The organism is Nocardia sp. NBC_01730 (genome assembly GCF_035920445.1).
Taxonomy (GTDB): Bacteria; Actinomycetota; Actinomycetes; order Mycobacteriales; family Mycobacteriaceae; genus Nocardia.
The window spans coordinates 5,331,630-5,348,867 of the sequence record NZ_CP109162.1 but is presented as its reverse complement, the minus strand read 5'-3'; the positions used below and the strand labels follow the sequence as shown (position 1 = coordinate 5,348,867).

General features: G+C 68.4%; 19 protein-coding genes. 8 read left to right on the top strand and 11 right to left on the bottom strand.

Features of this window, described 5'->3' with window-relative positions; all coding sequences use genetic code 11:
- Nucleotides 1–84 precede the first annotated feature (84 nt).
- Together OHB12_RS22080 and OHB12_RS22075 are read left to right on the top strand one after the other, a co-directional pair.
- Nucleotides 85–504 carry a VOC family protein gene (locus OHB12_RS22080; protein ID WP_327110478.1) on the top strand — a complete coding sequence of 140 codons (420 nt, stop codon included), beginning with the start codon at nucleotides 85–87 and terminating at the stop codon, nucleotides 502–504.
- Nucleotides 504–1,070 (top strand): TetR/AcrR family transcriptional regulator, encoded by a 567-nt coding sequence (locus OHB12_RS22075; protein ID WP_327110477.1) that lies wholly within the window; start codon nucleotides 504–506, stop codon nucleotides 1,068–1,070. The genes OHB12_RS22080 and OHB12_RS22075 overlap by 1 nt, the downstream gene beginning before the upstream one ends.
- Here the strand turns inward: OHB12_RS22075 and OHB12_RS22070 are convergent.
- From OHB12_RS22070 to OHB12_RS22060, 3 genes are all read right to left on the bottom strand, one after another.
- Nucleotides 1,060–2,391 carry a tetratricopeptide repeat protein gene (locus OHB12_RS22070; RefSeq protein ID WP_327110476.1) on the bottom strand — a complete coding sequence of 444 codons (1,332 nt, stop codon included), beginning with the start codon at nucleotides 2,389–2,391 and terminating at the stop codon, nucleotides 1,060–1,062. The genes OHB12_RS22075 and OHB12_RS22070 overlap by 11 nt on opposite strands.
- A gap of 136 nt (nucleotides 2,392–2,527) precedes the next feature.
- Nucleotides 2,528–3,748: an AI-2E family transporter gene (locus OHB12_RS22065; protein WP_327110475.1), complete on the bottom strand. Its 1,221-nt coding sequence runs from the start codon at nucleotides 3,746–3,748 to the stop codon at nucleotides 2,528–2,530.
- 72 nt (nucleotides 3,749–3,820) lie between these two features.
- Nucleotides 3,821–4,873, bottom strand: a complete 1,053-nt coding sequence (locus OHB12_RS22060; RefSeq protein ID WP_327110474.1) for an NAD(P)-dependent alcohol dehydrogenase — start codon at nucleotides 4,871–4,873, stop codon at nucleotides 3,821–3,823.
- Between the two features lie 265 nt (nucleotides 4,874–5,138).
- On the opposite strand from OHB12_RS22060, the gene OHB12_RS22055 reads away from it, so the two are divergent.
- A complete protein-coding gene (locus tag OHB12_RS22055; protein WP_327110473.1) occupies nucleotides 5,139–6,257 on the top strand; it encodes a S1C family serine protease in 1,119 nt (372 codons plus the stop codon).
- A gap of 10 nt (nucleotides 6,258–6,267) precedes the next feature.
- On the opposite strand, the gene OHB12_RS22050 is transcribed toward OHB12_RS22055, so the two are convergent.
- From OHB12_RS22050 to OHB12_RS22040, 3 genes are all read right to left on the bottom strand, one after another.
- Entirely contained in the window at nucleotides 6,268–6,834 is a 567-nt protein-coding gene (locus OHB12_RS22050; protein WP_327110472.1) for a vitamin K epoxide reductase family protein, read from the bottom strand.
- Nucleotides 6,831–7,607, bottom strand: a complete 777-nt coding sequence (locus tag OHB12_RS22045) for a DsbA family protein (protein ID WP_327110471.1) — start codon at nucleotides 7,605–7,607, stop codon at nucleotides 6,831–6,833. The genes OHB12_RS22050 and OHB12_RS22045 overlap by 4 nt, the downstream gene beginning before the upstream one ends.
- A 232-nt stretch (nucleotides 7,608–7,839) precedes the next feature.
- Nucleotides 7,840–8,415, bottom strand: a complete 576-nt coding sequence (locus OHB12_RS22040) for a TetR-like C-terminal domain-containing protein (protein WP_327110470.1) — start codon at nucleotides 8,413–8,415, stop codon at nucleotides 7,840–7,842.
- A gap of 91 nt (nucleotides 8,416–8,506) precedes the next feature.
- Between OHB12_RS22040 and OHB12_RS22035 the strand changes: the two genes are divergently transcribed.
- Nucleotides 8,507–9,844, top strand: a complete 1,338-nt coding sequence (locus OHB12_RS22035) for a carboxylesterase family protein (protein WP_327110469.1) — start codon at nucleotides 8,507–8,509, stop codon at nucleotides 9,842–9,844.
- A gap of 551 nt (nucleotides 9,845–10,395) precedes the next feature.
- Here the strand turns inward: OHB12_RS22035 and OHB12_RS22030 are convergent.
- The 4 genes from OHB12_RS22030 to OHB12_RS22015 all read right to left on the bottom strand — a co-directional run bounded on the left by OHB12_RS22030 (nucleotide 10,396) and on the right by OHB12_RS22015 (nucleotide 13,208).
- Entirely contained in the window at nucleotides 10,396–11,241 is an 846-nt protein-coding gene (locus OHB12_RS22030; protein WP_327110468.1) for a polyphosphate kinase 2 family protein, read from the bottom strand.
- Between the two features lie 159 nt (nucleotides 11,242–11,400).
- Nucleotides 11,401–12,126, bottom strand: coding sequence for an ESX secretion-associated protein EspG (locus tag OHB12_RS22025; RefSeq protein WP_327110467.1), 726 nt, complete (start codon nucleotides 12,124–12,126; stop codon nucleotides 11,401–11,403).
- Nucleotides 12,123–12,776, bottom strand: coding sequence for a hypothetical protein (locus OHB12_RS22020; RefSeq protein WP_327110466.1), 654 nt, complete (start codon nucleotides 12,774–12,776; stop codon nucleotides 12,123–12,125). The genes OHB12_RS22025 and OHB12_RS22020 overlap by 4 nt, the downstream gene beginning before the upstream one ends.
- 39 nt (nucleotides 12,777–12,815) lie before the next feature.
- Nucleotides 12,816–13,208 (bottom strand): hypothetical protein, encoded by a 393-nt coding sequence (locus OHB12_RS22015; protein WP_327110465.1) that lies wholly within the window; start codon nucleotides 13,206–13,208, stop codon nucleotides 12,816–12,818.
- A 183-nt stretch (nucleotides 13,209–13,391) separates the two neighbouring features.
- Here OHB12_RS22015 and OHB12_RS22010 point away from each other — a divergent pair, with 183 nt between their 5' ends.
- Entirely contained in the window at nucleotides 13,392–14,120 is a 729-nt protein-coding gene (locus tag OHB12_RS22010; protein ID WP_327110464.1) for a GntR family transcriptional regulator, read from the top strand.
- A gap of 80 nt (nucleotides 14,121–14,200) precedes the next feature.
- On the top strand, nucleotides 14,201–14,392 hold the full coding sequence (locus OHB12_RS22005; RefSeq protein ID WP_327110463.1) for a hypothetical protein: 192 nt from the start codon (nucleotides 14,201–14,203) through the stop codon (nucleotides 14,390–14,392).
- A gap of 76 nt (nucleotides 14,393–14,468) precedes the next feature.
- Here OHB12_RS22005 and deoC read toward each other — a convergent pair whose 3' ends face one another.
- Nucleotides 14,469–15,137, bottom strand: a complete 669-nt coding sequence (gene deoC, locus OHB12_RS22000; RefSeq protein ID WP_327110462.1) for a deoxyribose-phosphate aldolase — start codon at nucleotides 15,135–15,137, stop codon at nucleotides 14,469–14,471.
- Nucleotides 15,138–15,292: 155 nt separating this feature from the next.
- Between deoC and OHB12_RS21995 the strand changes: the two genes are divergently transcribed.
- Together OHB12_RS21995 and purU are read left to right on the top strand one after the other, a co-directional pair.
- Nucleotides 15,293–15,856, top strand: a complete 564-nt coding sequence (locus OHB12_RS21995) for a GNAT family N-acetyltransferase (RefSeq protein WP_327110461.1) — start codon at nucleotides 15,293–15,295, stop codon at nucleotides 15,854–15,856.
- A 474-nt stretch (nucleotides 15,857–16,330) separates the two neighbouring features.
- Complete coding sequence (gene purU, locus OHB12_RS21990) at nucleotides 16,331–17,221, top strand: formyltetrahydrofolate deformylase (RefSeq protein WP_327110460.1); 891 nt, start codon at nucleotides 16,331–16,333, stop codon at nucleotides 17,219–17,221.
- The last annotated feature ends 17 nt before the right edge of the window (nucleotides 17,222–17,238 follow it).

The window sequence follows — 17,238 nt, the reverse complement described above, 5'->3', positions numbered from 1 at the left end:
GTTCGACAGAATCGAAGGCGGCCCGGGGTCTGCGTGGAGTACGACTGTCTTAATTCGATTCGGTTCGTACCGTATTATCCAGGTATGGAAACCGACAGCTGGCCGGACTTACTGCGCGTCGCGCAGGTCCGTATCGCCCGGCCGACCGACCGGCTCGACGAGGTGGTGCGCTTCTATGTCGAGGGTCTCGGCCTGCGCGAGCTCTACCGATTCGAGAACCACGCGGGCTACGACGGGGTGATGCTCGGACTGCCCGGGGCCGGGTATCACCTGGAATTCACCACACATGAGAACGGCAGCCCCGGCGATGCGCCGAGTGCGGAGAATCTGTTGGTCTTCTACTTCGACGGCGAGACCCACATGTACGACGTGGCGCAACGGCTCGGCGAATTCGGTGTCGAACCGGTGCCAGCGGAAAACCCGTTCTGGGCAGCCAACGGCGGCTTGACCTTTCCTGATCCGGACGGCTGGCGCGTCGTGCTGATGCCACGCCCGGTCTTCTGATGGCGGGCCGGACCCGCGACGACCGGATCGACGCCGCGGTGCTGATCGCCGCACGCGAGGTGCTCGACGAGGTCGGCTATGCCGACCTGTCCATCGGTCGGGTCGCCGCTCGCGCGGGCCTGCACCGCCCGGCGATCTACCGCAGGTGGCCGTCGAAGCGCCACCTGGTGGTCGACGTGGTCGCCGACCTGCTCGGCCTGCAACCGACCCCTGACACCGGTGACCTGCGCGCCGACCTCACCCACGCCATGCGCACTCTCATTGCCGCGCTGCGTGATACCTCGCTGCACCGGGTGCTGCCCGCACTGGTCGCGGACTTGGCGGGCGACGCGCCGCTGCGCGCCCACTTCCTGGCCACCGTATTCGACCCGCGCAGGCAGACCACCGCGATCGCGCTGCGGTCGGCCATCGAGCGGGGTGAGGTCGATCCGGGGATCGATCTGGACTTCGTGCTGGACGCGGTCGCCGCGCCGATCTATTACCGCGCGCTGTTCGGGCACCTGCCGCTGTCGGATGAACTCGCCGGGCAGTCGGTCGAGGCGGTGCTGCGCGCGATCACTCGCTGAGGGCGGTCAGCGAGGTGAGCGTCGCGAGCACGTCGGTGGCAGCTTTGGCGACCGCGTCGGGCCCAGCCGAGGCCAGCGCTGCCGCGGCGGCAGCACGGAAGTCGGTGAACAGCGCGACGCAGGCCGCCGCGGCGGCGCGGTCGGCCGGGGTGAGATCAGCGTCGACCTCGGCGTCGGACTGCCATGCGGCGGTGGCGATCACCTCATGCAGCCAGTTGAGTAAGCCGAGCCGCAACGGCTGCGGTCCGGTGAGCCAGCGGAATGTGCTGGCGTGCATCACGTCGGTGCGCTCGTGCAGCATGGCGCCGAGCACGACGACGGCGGCGGGCGCGGTGACGGAGTAGATCGAACCCTGGTGCAGAACAGTGGAATACAGAAAATCTATGCCGCGCGACTGATCATCGGTTTCGGCGCTGATCAAATCGGCGAGCAATGCGGGCGCGTCGGATGCGGAACCGTAGGCGTGTTCCAGCCCAGCCCAGTCGGTCTCGCGCAGCACGGTCGCGGCGCGCTCCCAGTAGATCGGCGCGATGGCCGCCGCCGCCTGTCCTCGGGTTTCGGCATCGGTCGAATCCAGTGCGTGCTGGAAGGCGGCCAGCGCCGCGGCGGTGTCGCCGAGCATGTTGCTGAGCAGCCCGACGCCGAAGCTGGCGCGTGCGGAGACAGCGGGATCGCCCGAGTCGACAAAGTGGCGGCTGACGTCCCTGGCTCCGGCCAGATCGCCGGCCTCGCTCAAGTGCTGGACGAGATCGCGCGCCACCACGACGGCCTGCTCAGCGGGCCACCGATCGATGGCGGTGCGGTAGGCGATCTTCACACCGTCCAGGTCGTCCTCGTTGCGCAACAGGTAGGCCAGGTTGGACAGGGCGAGCCGGGCGATCTCGCCGGGGCCGGAGGCGATCGCATGCCCGTAGGCCGCTCGCGCCGCACCGGAATCTCCGCGCAGGGCCAGCGAATAGCCGAGATTGATCCATGCGCGGGGCGCCGCGTCCGGATGCCCGGACTCAGCGGCGAGCTGGTACGCCGCCTCCGCGGCGGCGATATCGCCGCGCTCGGCAAGCAACACGGCGAGGTTGTACGCCGCGCGCGGCGCCGCCTCGGCATGACCGGAATCGACGGCCACCCGGTAGGCCGCCTCAGCCTCCGGTTTGTCGCCCGCCGCGCTGAGTACGTCACCCAACTCCACCGCGGCCAGCGGCGCCCAGTTCGGGTGCTCGGACGCGACAGCGGCTTGGAACGCCTCGCGCGCGGCCGCCACGTCGTTGCGCCTGCGGTGCATCTTGCCGAGGTCGAAGGCAAGGTCCGGCGGCCGCTTCAGCATTGTCCCCATCCAGCCTCGGCACCGTGCGGTGCGAATCGTCTCCGAAGAAGTTCTACCCGGGAGGCGAGCCGATGGCCAGCCGTGGCGACATACCGGACGCCACGTTATGTTCGCACGCGGTGATTCGCCCGCAGCCTCACCGTGCGGGCGGTTTGCCGCTGCCGGAGAAGCGAATACTCAACTTTCTGGTCCACTTTCGGCGTGGCTGCTTGGGTTCCGGCGCATTGATGTCGAGGCCCGGATGAACGTCGTAGCGGCGGATGTACGCGCTGGAGAACGCCTGGACCGTCGCGGTCACCGGAATGGCGAGCAGCGCGCCGGTCGGGCCGAGTAGCGCCGCGCCCGCCAGCACCGCGCCGAACGTGACGGCCGGGTGCATATCCAGCGTGGTCGCGGTGATGCGCGGTTGCAGCACATAGTTTTCGAACTGCTGATAGAGCACGATGAAGCCGAGAATCCACAGCGCGGTGCTCGGACCGTGTACCAGCGCGACGATCACCGGAAGCGCACCCGCGAGATAGGTGCCGACCGTGGGGATGAGCTGCGAGACCACACCGACCCAGAGCGCGAGCGCGAACGCGGAGGGCATGTCCAAGACGCGCAGCGCGGCGTAGTGCGCGAGCGTCGAGATGAGCGCGAGCAGACCGCGCGAGAAGATGTAGCCGCCGGTCTTCGCCACCGCGATGTCCCAGGCGCGCAACACATGTCGCTGTCGCCGCGGCGGCAGCAGCGAGCAGACGGCGTGGCGGAAGCGCGGGCCGTCGGCGGCGAAATAGTAGGTGAACAGCAGGATGCCGAGGCCCTGGAAGACGGCGCCGATCGCGGCGGTGCCGATGCCCCATACGTTGCCTGCCAACCCGGTCAGGTAGCCCTCCAGGTTAGAGCTCCAGTCGGTGGCGTACTTCTGGATATCAGTACTGGACATGTCGGTCTTGAACGTGTGGTTTATCCAGTCCACGGCCCGGTCGGCATAGTCGGGCGCATTTCGCACCAGCATGGTGGCCTGGTCGATCAGCAGGTTACCCAGTGTCCACCCGAAGGCGACGACGAGGGCGGTCACGGCGAGGAACACCAATCCGGTGGCGGGACCTCGGCGCATTCCACGCTGGGCCAGCCAGTTCACCGCCGGCTCGATAGCGAAGGCGAGGAACAGCGAGACGAGCAGAACCGTCAGCAGGCCCTGCAATTTCTGGAGCACCCAGAATCCCGCCACCAGCCCGGCGACGGTCGCCGCGCCGAGCAGGAACGCACGCAGCAACCACGGCGGTGGACTCGAGACCGCCTCGGCGGCAACCACCGCCTTGTCGGCGGATGCGCCGTCGGGTTGTGTCGTTTCGTCCTTTTCCTCCGCAGACACAAGGCCAAGGTACCCATGCCGGGACCGGTTCGTCGGCCGACACCGCCTTTCCGCGCCGGTCCGCGACGCGGGTCACATGGTCGCGGCGTCGATGACGAACCGGTAGCGCACGTCGCTGGCCACGACGCGGTCGTAGGCGCCGTCGATCTCGTCGGCGGAGATCAGTTCGATTTCGGCGCCGATGCCGTGCTCGGCGCAGAAGTTCAGCATCTCCTGGGTCTGCGCGATGCCGCCGATCGTCGAGCCCGACAGTGAGCGCCGATATCCGGCGAGGGTGAACGGCTTGACGGTCAACGGGTGTTCGGGGAGGCCGAGGATCACCAGGGTGCCGTCCAGGTTCAGCAGCCGCAGGTAGTTGTCCAGCGGGAGGTTCGCCGAGACGGTGTTCAGGATGAGGTCGAACCGTCCGCGCAGGTCGCGGAAGGTTTGCTTGTCGCTGGTCGCGTAGTACCCGCTCGCGCCGAAAAGCTTGCCGTCGTCCTGCTTGCTCAGCGAATGGCTGAGCACGGTGACCTCGGCGCCCAGCGCTGCCGCCATCTTCACGCCGACGTGTCCGAGCCCGCCCATGCCGATGATGGCGACCTTTTTGCCCGGCCCGGCGCCCCAGTGCCGCAGTGGCGAGTACAGCGTGACGCCGGCGCACAGCAGCGGGGCCGCGACATCGAGCTCGATGCCCTCCGGGATCTGGACGACGAAGTTCTCGGTCACCACGACCTGCGTCGAGTAACCACCGAGGGTGTACCCGCCGGGCTGTACCGCCGAATCGACCGTGGTGTTGTAGGTCATCGTCGCGCCCGCGGTGCAGTACTGCTCCTCGTCGGCGAGGCAGGGCGCGCAGACCCCGCACGAGTCGACCATGCACCCGACGCCGACGCGGTCGCCGACCTGGTGTTTGGTCACCGCGGACCCGACCGCCGCGACCAGGCCCGCGATTTCGTGTCCCGGCACGCAGGGGTATCTGGCTCCGCCCCATTCGTCGCGCGCCGTGTGGATGTCGGAGTGACAGATGCCCGCGAACTTGATGTCGATCAGCACATCGTGTGGACCCAGATCCCTGCGCTCGATCGTGACCTTCGCGAACAAGCCATCGGGTGCGGACAGGGCGTAGGCGGCAGCTGTTCTCATGCCTCCACCTTGCTGGCGCTCGGCTCCGCCATGACCACCGGGGTGGCTGTGCTGATTGTTCGCTCGCTGCGCTCGCTCATGAATACATGCCTACCGTCGCATGCGTGCGGTTGCCAACCTGCGGACACGGAAGGGGCAGCGGCGGGGCCGGTGGAGGCCGTCTTCGGGCGGTGCGGACCGGACCTACCCTTACGTTTCCTGATCTTCGGCGAAGATTTGCGGCCACAATGGAATTGGTCAGCGGTTCAGCCGAGGCGGGAGAACCATGGACGAGGAACGGCAGCACATGACCCGGCGCCCGTCGGGTCTCGGACGCGCAATGGTGATGATCGTCACCATCGTGCTCGCCGTGACCGCTTTCGTCGGGTATCGGGGCGAACTGCCGACCCGTACCTGGTCCCACCCGTCCGAGATCGCGACCCCGATCACCCTGGCGCCGCCCGCGCCGCCCGATCCGATGTCCGTCGAGGCGGCCGTGGAGTCGGCGCTGGTCAACATCAACGCGTCCACCAAGACATCCGGGCTCGACGCGGCCGGGTCCGGCATCGTGCTCACCGCCGACGGAGAGGTGCTCACCAGCCACCACGTGATCAAGGGCGCGGAAAACGTGACTGTCACCGATGTCGGCAACGGAACGGTCTACGACGCCACGGTGCTCGGATACGACTCCGGTGCCGACATCGCACTGCTGGGCCTCTCCGCCGCGTCGGCACTGAGGATCGCCACCATCGGCAGCTCGGCCGACCTGCGTGTGCGGGACGAGGTGATAGCGATCGGCAACGCAGGAGGGGCGGGCGGCACCCCGACCGCGGTCCAGGGCCACATCACCGACCTGGACAGTGCCATCGTGGCGGTCAACTCCGCCGACCTGTCGCGCAAATCGCTCAGCGGCATGCTCGAGGTCGCCGCGGCGGTCACCTCGGGCCAGTCCGGCGGGGCATTGGTCGACCGGCAGGGGGGTGTGGTCGGGGTCATCGCCGCGGCAACAGGTGCGTCTGCTCTCCCGGACGCCCGATCGCCGACCGGCTACGCGGTGCCGATCGATACGGCCATGCGAGTGGTCCGCCAGATCCGTTCCGGCACCGCGACTGACACCGTGCACATCGGTCCGACGGCCACCCTCGGCGTGATCACCTCGAACGCACTGCCCATCGGCACCGGCGCCCGTGTGGACGCCGCGATCTACGGCATGCCTGCCCATGCGGCGGGACTGGGCACGGGCGATGTGATCACCTCGGTCGACGACCGCGTGATCACCAGCGCGAAATCACTGCACGCGGCGCTGAACACGCGCAGACCGAACGACACCGTGCGGCTGTCCGTCACCGCCCCGCGCGGACAGCGCACGGTGACGGTGGTGCTGACCGTGGGCCCGCCGAACTGATCCGGCCGGATCAGACCAGCGACAGCCAGTAGTCCTGGAAGCGCAGGAACACCAGCAGCAGGACCACCGCGTAGAACAGCGCGACGATGGTCCAGCGCCACTCGACGAGTACGCCGAGCGGGCCGGGTGAACGCCCCCACAGCTGGTCGGTGATTACGGCGAGCAGCGGCGTGATGATCGCCCACACCACCAGGCAGTACGGGCAGAGCGCGTTGATCCGATAGAGGCTTTCGAAGATCAGCCAGCAGATGAAGCCGACGCCGAACGCGGTCCCCAGCCAGAGCCCGCCCCAGATCCAGCGCGGGAAGCCCACCCCGGCCACTGCGAGCACGCCGAGGGTGACCACGACGGAGAAACCGACGACGCCGATGAGCGGGTTGGGGAACACGAACACGGCCGCCTGGTCGGTCACCATCACCGACCCACAGGACAGGATCGGGTTGATGCTGCACGACGGGGTGTAGCCGGGGTCAGTGAACAGCTTGAACCGTTCGACCGTGAGCGCCACCGCGGCCAGCCAGCCCGCGAGTCCGCCGATCAGCAGGATCCACGCGGCCCGTGGTCGAGCGGTGATCACTGGGCTGCGGCGGCAATCGTGGGCGCGAGGCCGCCGGGGCCGAAGATCTCCTGGCTCGACTGGATCTGCTTGCCGTTGACGAAGATCGACGGGGTCGACTGGATGCCGCTTTCCAGCACGTCCTTGGTGCGGGCCTGGATGTACTTGTCGTACTTGCGTTCGGTGATGCACTGGGCGACCGCGTCGTCGGTGTAGCCGGTGTCCTTGGCGATCTGGATCAGCTTGTCGTCGGGCAGACCGCTGCCGCCCTCCGCGGGCTGCTGGGCGAACATCGCGGCCAGCCATGCCTGGTACTTGGCGGGGTCGGACTCGGCGACGCAGTAGGAGGCGTTCGCCGCGCGCGAGGAGTACTGAGTGGTGGAGGCCTTGTCCAGGAACGCGATCACGTTGTACTCGACCTTGGCTGTGCCTTTGTCGACCGCGTCCGCGAGCACCTGGGTGTTGGCCGCCTCGAAGGCTTTGCAGGCGGGGCACTGCAGGTCGGCGATGACGCGAACGGTCACCTTCGCGTCCGGCTTGCCGATCCGGACGGCGCCGTTGTCGGTGATCGAGCCGGGGGTGCCCCCGGTATTCATGTTCCCGGTCGCGGCGATGGACGGTGTGGGGCCGGGGTCGTCCTTGCGGGCCTTCTTCACGGCGATGCCGATGCCGATCGCCGCGACGAGCCCGACGAGCACGGCGGCGACGGCCACCTGGATGAAGATCTTGCGATTGCGGTCGGCGCGTTCCGCCGCCAGCAGCGGGTTCGACTTCCCACCCGGGTTCTTGCTCACCGTGCGCTCACCACGCCTTTCGCTCGCCTGCCGGTTCCTGCCGCCACGATGGTAGATCCTCCGAACACGTCCCCGAGTGATCGGGCCACGGTCCACATCATCGCGGGTGAACCTGAGAGATTCCGAAATGCCTGGCGCGGATACGCGCGTCGGTGTCGGTCGGTGCGGAAGATGTCGGTCGACCCGCCGCGTTTTCGGTTACCGGCGCGATGCCGGCCATCAGTGCTGCCGGTCAGCGCGGGGTGATCCCGGCGAGGACGAGATCGACGGCAGTGTGCGCGAGATCGGTGGGCAGTGGACCGCCCAACTGTGTGACGTGCAGATGCACCAGCCCACCGAGCGCGAGCATGGTCAGTCGCGGGTCAACGGTCGGAGCCAGCTCGCCGCGGGCGATGCCGCGCCGGACGATCTCCTCGGACGCCGCCAGCCGCCGCGCCCAGAATTCGCGCCGCGCCGTTTCGGCGTCCGGGTCGGTGTCGGCGACCACCGTGCCGCGGATCAGGGCAAAGCCCGATGGCGTCTGGGCGAAGCGGATCAGGTCGGTCATGAAGGTCTCCAGGTCGCCGCGCACCGCACCGGTGTCGGGCAGGGGGATCTCTTCGCCCACCCGGGACAGCAGCGCGTCGAGCAGCAGTCGGGGCAGGGTCTTCCAGCGTCGGTAGATCGAGGTCTCGTGGACACCGGCGGCCGCGGCGACGTCGGCGACCCGCACGTTGCCGATGCCGACGGACTCGATGTGCGTGAGCGTCGCGTCGAGCACGGCTTTCCGCAGCCGCGCCCCGCGGATCTGCGGCGAGGATTCGATCATGCGTGCAATTATCGCAAGCCCTCTTGCGTTGTGCGGGCCTGACTCGTAGCGTTCTATCGCAGGTCAACTTGCGATAGAAGGCGAGAGTGGCATGCATGATGTGGTCGCGCCCTCCGGGCACTGGCTGGGCGAAGTGGTAGGCGACGTCGCGGTGTTCCGCAGCATGGCCTACGCGCGGGCCGAGCGATTCGGTGTGCCGGAGCCGCTCGCACCGCACGACGGGGTATTCGAGGCGATCCGGCGGCATGCCATCGCGCCGCAATTGCCCGGTCGGCTCGAGGGGGTGATGGGGCGGGCGGAACCGCTGGACCAGTCGGAAGACTGTTTGGCGCTGACTGTGACCACCCCGGCGCGCGCCGAGCCCGGCAGCTGCCCGGTGCTGGTGTGGCTGCACGGCGGCGCCTATCTCGCCGGTAGTGGGCAGTGGAATCTGTACGACGCCGACCGGCTCGTGCGCGAGACCGGCATCGTGGTGGTCTCGGTGAGCTACCGCCTGGGTGCGCTCGGGTACCTTCGGGCGCCGGGTGTTTCGGCGGGAAACCTCGGTCTACTGGATCAAATCGCGGCATTGCGCTGGGTGCGGGAGAACATTCGCGCGTTCGGCGGGGACACCGAGCGGATCACGTTGTCGGGGCAATCAGCGGGCGCGCAGTCGGTGGTGGCGCTGCTCGGTATCGAGCAGGCCAGGCCGCTGTTCGCGCGCGCGATCGTGCAGAGCGCACCGTTCGGCGTCGGGTTCCAGAGCCATCGGCGGGCCGAGCGGGTGGGTGCGGTGTTCCTGGCCGAACTCGACGCCGACCCGCTCGCGGCATCGGTGCCCGATCTGCTTGCCGCGCAGGGTCGTACCGTCCGTCGGATGGCGGGGCCGGGCGCGCTGAAATCGGCGCCGCCCTTCCTGCCGGTCGCCGACGCGGGTCCGTTGCCCGACGAGCACCCGTGGCGGAAGAATGTGCGCAGCGCCGCCGCCGGTCTCCATGTGGTGATCGGGTGCACGGCGGAGGAGGCGCGGGCGTTCTACGGGGGACCGCACCCGGTGTTCGCCCCGGTGCGGCAGGTGCCGATGATCGGGGCAAGGCTCAGCTCCGCCGCACAGCGGGTCATCGGTCGAAAGGTGTTCGAGGACGGCATGTTCCGGTTCGCCGATCAGCTGGCCGACGCCGGTGCCGACGTCTTCTGCTACCGCGTCGGGCAGCTGCATCCGGCGAACCCGTACGGCGCCTGCCACTGCATCGAACTGCCGCTGCTGTTCGGGGACGGCATCGCCTGGCGCGACGCGGAGATGCTGAAACCACTCGCCCCCGCGGAGGTCGAGGCGCTCGGCGTTCGAATCCGCCGATACTGGGGCGAATTCGTGCACACCGGACGGGTCGGCGCCGCGAACTGGCTGCCGCACCGGCCCGGCTCACGCTTCATCCAGCAGTTGCCCTGAGCCGAGCCGATCGCGGGGCGACCACGCGGAGCTTCCCGCGACCCGCACGCTTCGGCTGGCCGGTGTGGCTGCCTGAGCAGTCGGTGCCAAGGCGGGCAGGAGCGGGAGGAGGTCTGTGTGCGACGTAGCGGCCCGCGAACGAGCACGCTGGGCCGGAAGTCCGCGGCGCACGGGCGCGTCGAACAATGCGTGCGGTGGCCGTCCGTGCCGGGTAGGAATGGTCCGCGCCGCGCGCACGCTGATCGACGAGGGTCGCGCCGCGGCGGGCCGCACCGACCGCCACTACGTGGTGGCGAATCTGCTCGCCGTCACCGGCCCGGACGCCGCGGCCCGCCTTACCGCCGAACGCACCCCCGACCACGCCCCCGACGCCGGTGTCGCGGGTGATGCACGCGCAGTCGCCACGGCCGTCCGTCGGCTGGCGGAGGCGGGCGCCGACACCGTTGTCCTCCAAACCACCGCCGACGACCCCGATCCCGCCGCCTACATCCGCTTTGTCACAGAGGAAGTCCGGCCCTTGGTCTCCTTGACGAGAGGCGGCGCGTCGCGACTCAGGCCTGCGCGAGGCGCCGCTTCTGCTCCTCGACGTCGAATTTCGCTGGGGGCCAATCGAGTTGCAGCCGCTCGAATGCGTCGATGAGCAGTTCGGTGACCGCGAGCCGGGAGTACCACTTGTGGTCGGCGGGCAGGACGTACCAAGGCGCGAGCTCGGTGGACGTGCGGTCCACTATCGCCTGGTAGGCCTCCTGGTAGTCGGGCCAGAACGCGCGCTCGTCGATATCGGCCGCGCTGAACTTCCAGTACTTGTCCGGGCGATTCAGGCGCTCGGAAAGCCGCTTCTTCTGTTCGTCGAGCGAGATGAACAACGCGACCTTCACCAGCGTGATGCCCTCGCCCACCAGTTCGCGCTCGAAGGCGTTGATCTCGTCGTAGCGCGGCTCCCACACCGTGGGCGGCACCAGGTTGTGTACCCGCACCACCAGCACGTCCTCGTAGTGCGAGCGGTCGAACACCCCGAGCTGGCCGGCACGCGGGAGCGCCTTGCGGATGCGCCACAGAAAGTGGTGGCGCTTCTCCTCCGGCGTCGGCACACCGAACGCGGCGTGGTCGACGCCCTGCGGGTCGACCGAGCCGATGACGTGCCGGACGATGCCGCCCTTGCCTGCGGTGTCCATGCCCTGCAACACCAGCAGCACGCCGCGTTTATCTCCGGAGCGGCCGTTGGCGTAGAGCTTCTCCTGCAGATCCGACAGCACCAGGGCGCGCTCCGCGAGCAGCTCGGTGCCCGCCTTCTTGTCACCCGTGAACCCCGGCCGCCCTGACGTGTCCAGCTCGCCGATCCGCAACCCGTCGGCTTTCAGTGCATCGGTAGCCGCAACAGCCCAACGCTTCGCCATGCGATATACCTAACCACCGATTCCGACCGCGGTGCGCCAGAACAACCGCCCCGCTCACGGCGCTTCCGCCCCAGCGGGTACGAGCGTCGTTCGGAGCCACGAGCCACAAGGGGGCCGCGAACACGCAGCGCCGCAGGCGCTGCAAAACAAGCAGAGCAATCAGATACAAGCCAAGCGTTGCAACTGAGTGGCGAAATCCGCATCGGAGACCGGGGCGAGGATGAGGTCGTGTGCCGTGGTCAGCATGTAGCGCCCATCCCCGGTGATATCCAGCCAGGTGCGGTGGCGGGTCGGTGGCGACATGGGGTTGTCCGGTTCCACGGTGACGGTGATGAAGCCGCGGCCGTCGACTGGTTTACGTAGGGTCTGGCGGAATCGGACTGCGCCGCAGTGACCGTTGGTGGCGAATGATTCCCTGTGGTCCGGGCCGAGCACCGCGTCCTGTGGCTCGCGCATCGGTTCGAGCCTGCCCGGCTGGGCTGACCCGATGATCTGCACCAGGCGTTCGCCGAGGGCGCGCGCATGGCACATCAGCACGGTCACCTTGTCCGGGGTGGCGACCAGGATGCCGGCGTGGTTGTGCACCACCGCGGCGAAGGCGAGGATCCGTTCGGGGTCGGCGTCGTCTCCATTGCGCGGGAGGGTGGAGCGCTCGCCAGAGATGGTGATGGTGGTCGCGTCGGTGCGGGCGCAGACCATCAGCGCGGCGGCCAGGTCGGGGTCGGCTTGGCGGGCGAACCGCTGCGGCAGGCGTAGTGCGCGATATTCCGATGCGGTGCGCACGATGGCCGACGGGACCATGTTGATCGGATAGGGCCTCCGGTCCAGGCTTGTTTCGTTTGCCCAGACATGCGTGAACTCGTCCGGGGTGAGCACCCATTTCACCGTGCGCCGCCTCCGCGGACAGAGCCGGGATCGGGCGAGGTGCCTGCAGGCCCTTGCGGCCGGGGGAATTGCGGAACGCGGTCGCCGGAGGCGGGCATGGTCGGGGCGTAGACGTAGGTCATCGTGTCCCGGACATCCGCCTCGATGTCGGCCGCCGCACTGTCGTGATCCATCCTACGTTTTCCGCCGTACACCGCCTCGGCGGCTGGATCCTCCAGCGGCCGATACCGCTGCTGCGGCGGGATCGCACCCCGGACCGTTTGCGCGGCATCGCCATTCAACTCCATAAGGCGCGCTATTGCGCGACATACATCGTGCGCCTCGGTGCCCGCACGGACGAATTCCCTTGTCGCGCGCACCGCGGCGTCGGCCGCGCGGCCCGACCAGTGCGCGAATTCTCGGTTGGTTGCGTCGGAGAACGCCTGGAACGCTTCGGCGACCGCGCGGGCGTTCGCCTGCCATGCGTCGGCAGTCCGGTTGAGCGCGGCCGGGTCGAGCGCCTCGTGCACCAGCTCCCAGATCTGCTGGTGGGTGTAGGCGCCGAACAGTTCCCGATCCGGTGCGTACGGGGGATCGGTTGCTCCTTCGGTGAATCCGGCCAGTTCCTGCCGGATGCCGTCGGCGGCGGCGCGAGCCACGGAGTCGGCCAATTCGTTCCCCTCAGTCGATCCCGGCGCGGAAGTGCGTACTCACCTGGGCTCCAGGTACTCGGTGATCAATCGCAGGGCCGCCTGGTTCGCGGCCTCGGCTTCGGCGAGACGGTTGGCGGCCGCCAGGTACGCGGCTTTGAACAGCAGCGCCGTCTCCTGGAACGCCGCGAGCGTGTCCAGGTACTGCCTGCCTTTGTCTGCGAATCCGCGTGTGAGGCCATGTCCTGTCGGCAGATTCGGGAAGCCGGTTACATCGGTGACGAGATACCGGTCGGACATGGCCCGGTGCAGGTCGTCGACTAGTTTGTCGCATGCCGTGGCGAGGTTCTCGGCGACCGCGGTGTCCAGTGCGAAGGGCTCGTCGCCGCCTTCGCCGATGGCCGCCGCGTACAGCTTTCGAGCCGTCCCCTGCCCGGTATCGGGTACCGCCATCTGGAAGCCCCCTTCCGTTCGGTCCTGTCCGTACCGCGCTGTACTGGTCCGGCAACTCTATCGGTCGGTAGTGCCCCGCGGGACCGGCTCGGGGCGGGCTGGTGCGAGCTCTCGGTGCGCGGGCGTGCCGTTGTTACACTGGCCAGTGGTCCGAGGGGCGGTGTCCGCGGCGGAAGGCGACCGGTGTCCGAAATCGATGAAGGGCTCCCGAAATATCTCCGGATCTCGGGGTATCTCCGTGAGCAGATCGAGCGCGGCGAGCTGGCTCCCGGCGCCGAAGTCCCCTCCGAGCGCGAGCTCGCCGCGCGCTGGAAGGTCGCCCGGCCCACTGCGGCCAAGGCGCTGAATGCCTTGCGGCAGCAGGGGATCGTGGAATCACACCGTGGGTCGGGGACCTACGTGGTCGATCGGCCCGCGCTGGTGCGGGAGCGGGCGCCGCGGTACGGACCGTCCTTTGCCGAGGACCAGTCGGTGACCGTGCTGGAAGCGGCGGTCGTCGCAGGGCCGAGCGAGGTCAACGATGTGCTCGGCCTGCCGCGGGGTAGTGCGGTGGTTACGCGAAAGCGGCTGAGCGCCGACGATTTCGGTGCGATGGAGCTGGTGGTCTCGTGGTTCCCCGGCGGGTTCGCCGAGTCCGCCGCTCTGCTGCTCGACGCGAAGCGGCTACCCGGCGGAACGCTGCGGTATCTGGAATCCGCGGTCGGTCGGAGCGTCGCGTTCGTGTGTGACCGTGTGGGTGCGCGACTGGCCACGGCGGAAGAGCGGCGTCATCTCGGGCTGTCGCGGCCCGCAGCGGTGCTGGTCCGGCACCGCACCGCGCACGACGTCGATGGTGTGGTGATCGAGTTCGACGAAGTGGTCCACCCGCCCGGACGCTGGGCACTCCAGCGGGAGTATTCCACCAGGTCATAGGCTAATTTCCGCCGTTGACACCCTCGAATCACAAGTGGCATAGTCCACTTGTCGGAAGTATCGAAGGGTGGGAGAGCGCGATGTCCGATCAGTTGACCATCGGTGGCTGGGTAATCGTAGGGGAGCACTGCACGGTCCGACTGGCGCCATTACCTCGGGACAACTACCTGGCTTTCGTCTTCGAAAGCGGCGGAAACGAATTCGAACTCGCGTTGTCGCCGGCCATTCTCCACCGCATGGTCGCCCTCGGTGCCATGCCCTCCACTCCCTGACCATGGCCCACGAGTGGTGCATGGTTGCGGCGACCTGCGTGCAGCCCCGCCGTGGCGTGCCACTCGATGCGTGAATTCAGGCTGGAAAGCCGTCGAGGATCTCGCGAGACTTCGACAATCCAAGCCGGGTCGCGCCTGCGGCGATCATTTCGGCCGCCGTCTCGGCGGTGCGGATGCCGCCGCTGGCCTTGACGCCGAGCCGCCCGCCGACTGTCTCCGCCATCAACCGCACCGCGTGTGCGCTGGCGCCGCCCGCGGGGTGAAATCCCGTGGAGGTCTTCACGAAATCAGCTCCTGCGCGCTCGGCGACCCGGCACACCTCGACGATCACCTGGTCCTGCAGTGCCGCGGATTCGATGATCACCTTGAGCAGCGCCCGATCGCCCACCGCCTCGCGCACCGTGACGATATCGGCGAGCACCGCCGTGTAGTCACCGGCGCGCGCCGCGCCGATGTCGATCACCATGTCGACCTCGTCCGCGCCCTGGTCCACCGCGAGCCGCGCCTCGGCGCCCTTCACCAGCGAATGATGCTTACCCGATGGGAATCCGGCGACCGCCGCGACCGCCAGACCCGGCGCGCGCACCGGAAGCATGGACGGCGACACGCAGATCGCGAACACGCCGAGCACACGCGCGTCCTCGACCAACGCGGCGACATCGGCGATCGACGCCTCCGGAGCCAGCAGCGTGTGGTCGATCAGGCCGGCGACTTCGGCCCTGGTCAGCGACGCGGAACTTGCCATGGGATGAGAGTCTGGCATACCGAGGCGAATTCCATTGCGCGCCTCCGCCGCTTCCCGCACACTCGTAACTGGTTGGCGATTCGACGATAGTGACGCCCCGGTCGAGGCGACTAACGTGTGCGGATGAGCCCAACTTCGTTCGGGAGGAGACGACCGTGCTGATCCGTCGCGAACGCGCCGACGACGCTACTGCGATCGCGGCAGTGCACCGCAGCGCGTTCGCACCGCGATACGCCCACCGCGTCGATGTCGGCGAGTCGCCGCCCGCGCTCGGCGACAACCGCGGCGCGGACCCGCCCGAGGTGGACCTGATCGCCCGTCTGCGCAGCGACGAGGGCTGGATCCCCACTCTCTCGATGGTGGCGATCGAGCATGACGGCGTGATCGGTCACCTGTGCCTGACCAGGGCAGCGGTCGGCCCGTTTCCGGTGTTGGCGCTCGGCCCGCTCGGGGTGCTCGCCGATCATCAGCGCAGCGGGGTCGGTTCGGCGCTCATGCATGCGGCCCTCGGCGCCGCCGACGCACTCGACGAGCCGCTGATCGGCGTGCTCGGCAGCCCGGAGTTCTACCCGCGCTTCGGCTTCGTCCCCGCGGCCCGGGTCGGTATCGCCCCTGACGAGCCCGCTTGGATCACCCACTTCCAGGTACGAGCGCTGTCCGCCTACGACGCGCAGATCGTCGGCGAATTCCGTTATACCGAACCGTTTTACGAGCTCTGACCTTCGGCATCCGCCGGACATCTGGACGGCGTGCACCGTTCGTGCCCCGAGTCCGGCGGAGGTAGCCAGCGGAGGACAGCCATCAAGGCCGTTGCCGCCGCTCGCGCGGGGTGTTGAACAGCCGACTCGACCCCGCAGACTCGATTCTTACGAAACGCCTGTTCCACATCGACCCCACTCCGGCTTCCGAGCGCAGCGAGACCGGGCATTGTCCGTTCGTGGCCGGGCTCGTGTTCGAGTGGCCGATGTGTCCGCGATGTAGTGGTGTGTGGCGGTCGCTTTGGGTTCGTGCGATGAGGGGGTGGGTATGCGGTGCCGCAGGCGGGGCCGATTGACACCTGTCCTCTCGCCTGCTGATGTGACCGTAACGGCCCCGGCTTCCGAGCGCAGCGAGACCGAGCATTTCCCGTTCGCGCCATAAGGGGGCCACGAACCCGCCGCGCCCGCGCGGCCAAAGACAGAGAGGATGAACCCATGAGTTCAGCTCCACCCGTCCAGGACGACCGCCGCTACGTGCTGACCCTGGGCTGCCCGGACCGTCCCGGGATCATCGCGGGGATCACCTCGTTCATCGCCGAGTTCGGCGGGTCGATCGTGGAGGCGGGCTACCACTCCGACCCCGACACAGGCTGGTTCTTCACCCGGCAGGCGATCAGGGCCGCGACGGTGTCGTTCGGTCTCGCGGAACTGCGCGACCGGTTCGCCGGGGTGGCTGCCGGTCTCGGTCCGGAGACCGAATGGCAGCTGCTCGACTCCGGCGAGCGGCGTCGCGCCGTCCTGCTGGTCAGCAAGGATGGACACTGCCTGCACGACCTGCTCGGACGCGCCGCGAGCGGCGAGCTGCCCGCCGCCATCGAGGCGGTGATCGGCAACCATCCGGATCTGGCGGCAATGGCCGAGGCGCACGGCGTGAAATTCCATCATGTGCCGTTCCCCAGGGACCCGGCTGAGCGCGGGCCCGCGTTCGAGGAGGTGCGCGCGCTGGTGGACGCGCACGACCCGCACGCGGTGGTGCTCGCCCGCTTCATGCAGGTGCTGCCCGCCGAGTTGTGCGAGCACTGGGCGGGCAAGGCGATCAACATCCACCACAGCTTCCTTCCCTCGTTCGTCGGCGCCCGCCCGTATCACCAGGCGTTCGCCCGCGGTGTGAAGCTGATCGGTGCGACCTGCCACTATGTGACCGCCGAACTGGATGCGGGCCCGATCATCGAGCAGGACGTCATCCGCATCGATCACGCCGACGAGGTCCGCGACATGGTCCGTCAGGGTCGAGATATCGAGCGCGTCGTGCTGGCCCGTGGACTGCGCTGGCATCTGGAGGGGCGCGTACTGGTCCATGGCCGCCGGACGGTCGTCTTTTCCTGAACGTCGAACACCGAAGT

What these genes read in the sequence shown, in the direction of transcription:
- OHB12_RS22080 (WP_327110478.1), top strand. Translation starts at nt 85, where the DNA reads ATGGAAACCGACAGCTGGCCGGACTTACTGCGCGTCGCGCAGGTCCGT.
- OHB12_RS22060 (WP_327110474.1), bottom strand. Translation starts at nt 4,873, where the DNA reads ATGAGAACAGCTGCCGCCTACGCCCTGTCCGCACCCGATGGCTTGTTC.
- OHB12_RS22075 (WP_327110477.1), top strand. Translation starts at nt 504, where the DNA reads ATGGCGGGCCGGACCCGCGACGACCGGATCGACGCCGCGGTGCTGATC.
- OHB12_RS22015 (WP_327110465.1), bottom strand. Translation starts at nt 13,208, where the DNA reads ATGGCGGTACCCGATACCGGGCAGGGGACGGCTCGAAAGCTGTACGCG.
- OHB12_RS22070 (WP_327110476.1), bottom strand. Translation starts at nt 2,391, where the DNA reads ATGCTGAAGCGGCCGCCGGACCTTGCCTTCGACCTCGGCAAGATGCAC.
- OHB12_RS22035 (WP_327110469.1), top strand. Translation starts at nt 8,507, where the DNA reads ATGCATGATGTGGTCGCGCCCTCCGGGCACTGGCTGGGCGAAGTGGTA.
- deoC (WP_327110462.1), bottom strand. Translation starts at nt 15,137, where the DNA reads ATGGCAAGTTCCGCGTCGCTGACCAGGGCCGAAGTCGCCGGCCTGATC.
- OHB12_RS22005 (WP_327110463.1), top strand. Translation starts at nt 14,201, where the DNA reads ATGTCCGATCAGTTGACCATCGGTGGCTGGGTAATCGTAGGGGAGCAC.
- OHB12_RS22055 (WP_327110473.1), top strand. Translation starts at nt 5,139, where the DNA reads ATGGACGAGGAACGGCAGCACATGACCCGGCGCCCGTCGGGTCTCGGA.
- OHB12_RS22030 (WP_327110468.1), bottom strand. Translation starts at nt 11,241, where the DNA reads ATGGCGAAGCGTTGGGCTGTTGCGGCTACCGATGCACTGAAAGCCGAC.
- OHB12_RS22040 (WP_327110470.1), bottom strand. Translation starts at nt 8,415, where the DNA reads ATGATCGAATCCTCGCCGCAGATCCGCGGGGCGCGGCTGCGGAAAGCC.
- purU (WP_327110460.1), top strand. Translation starts at nt 16,331, where the DNA reads ATGAGTTCAGCTCCACCCGTCCAGGACGACCGCCGCTACGTGCTGACC.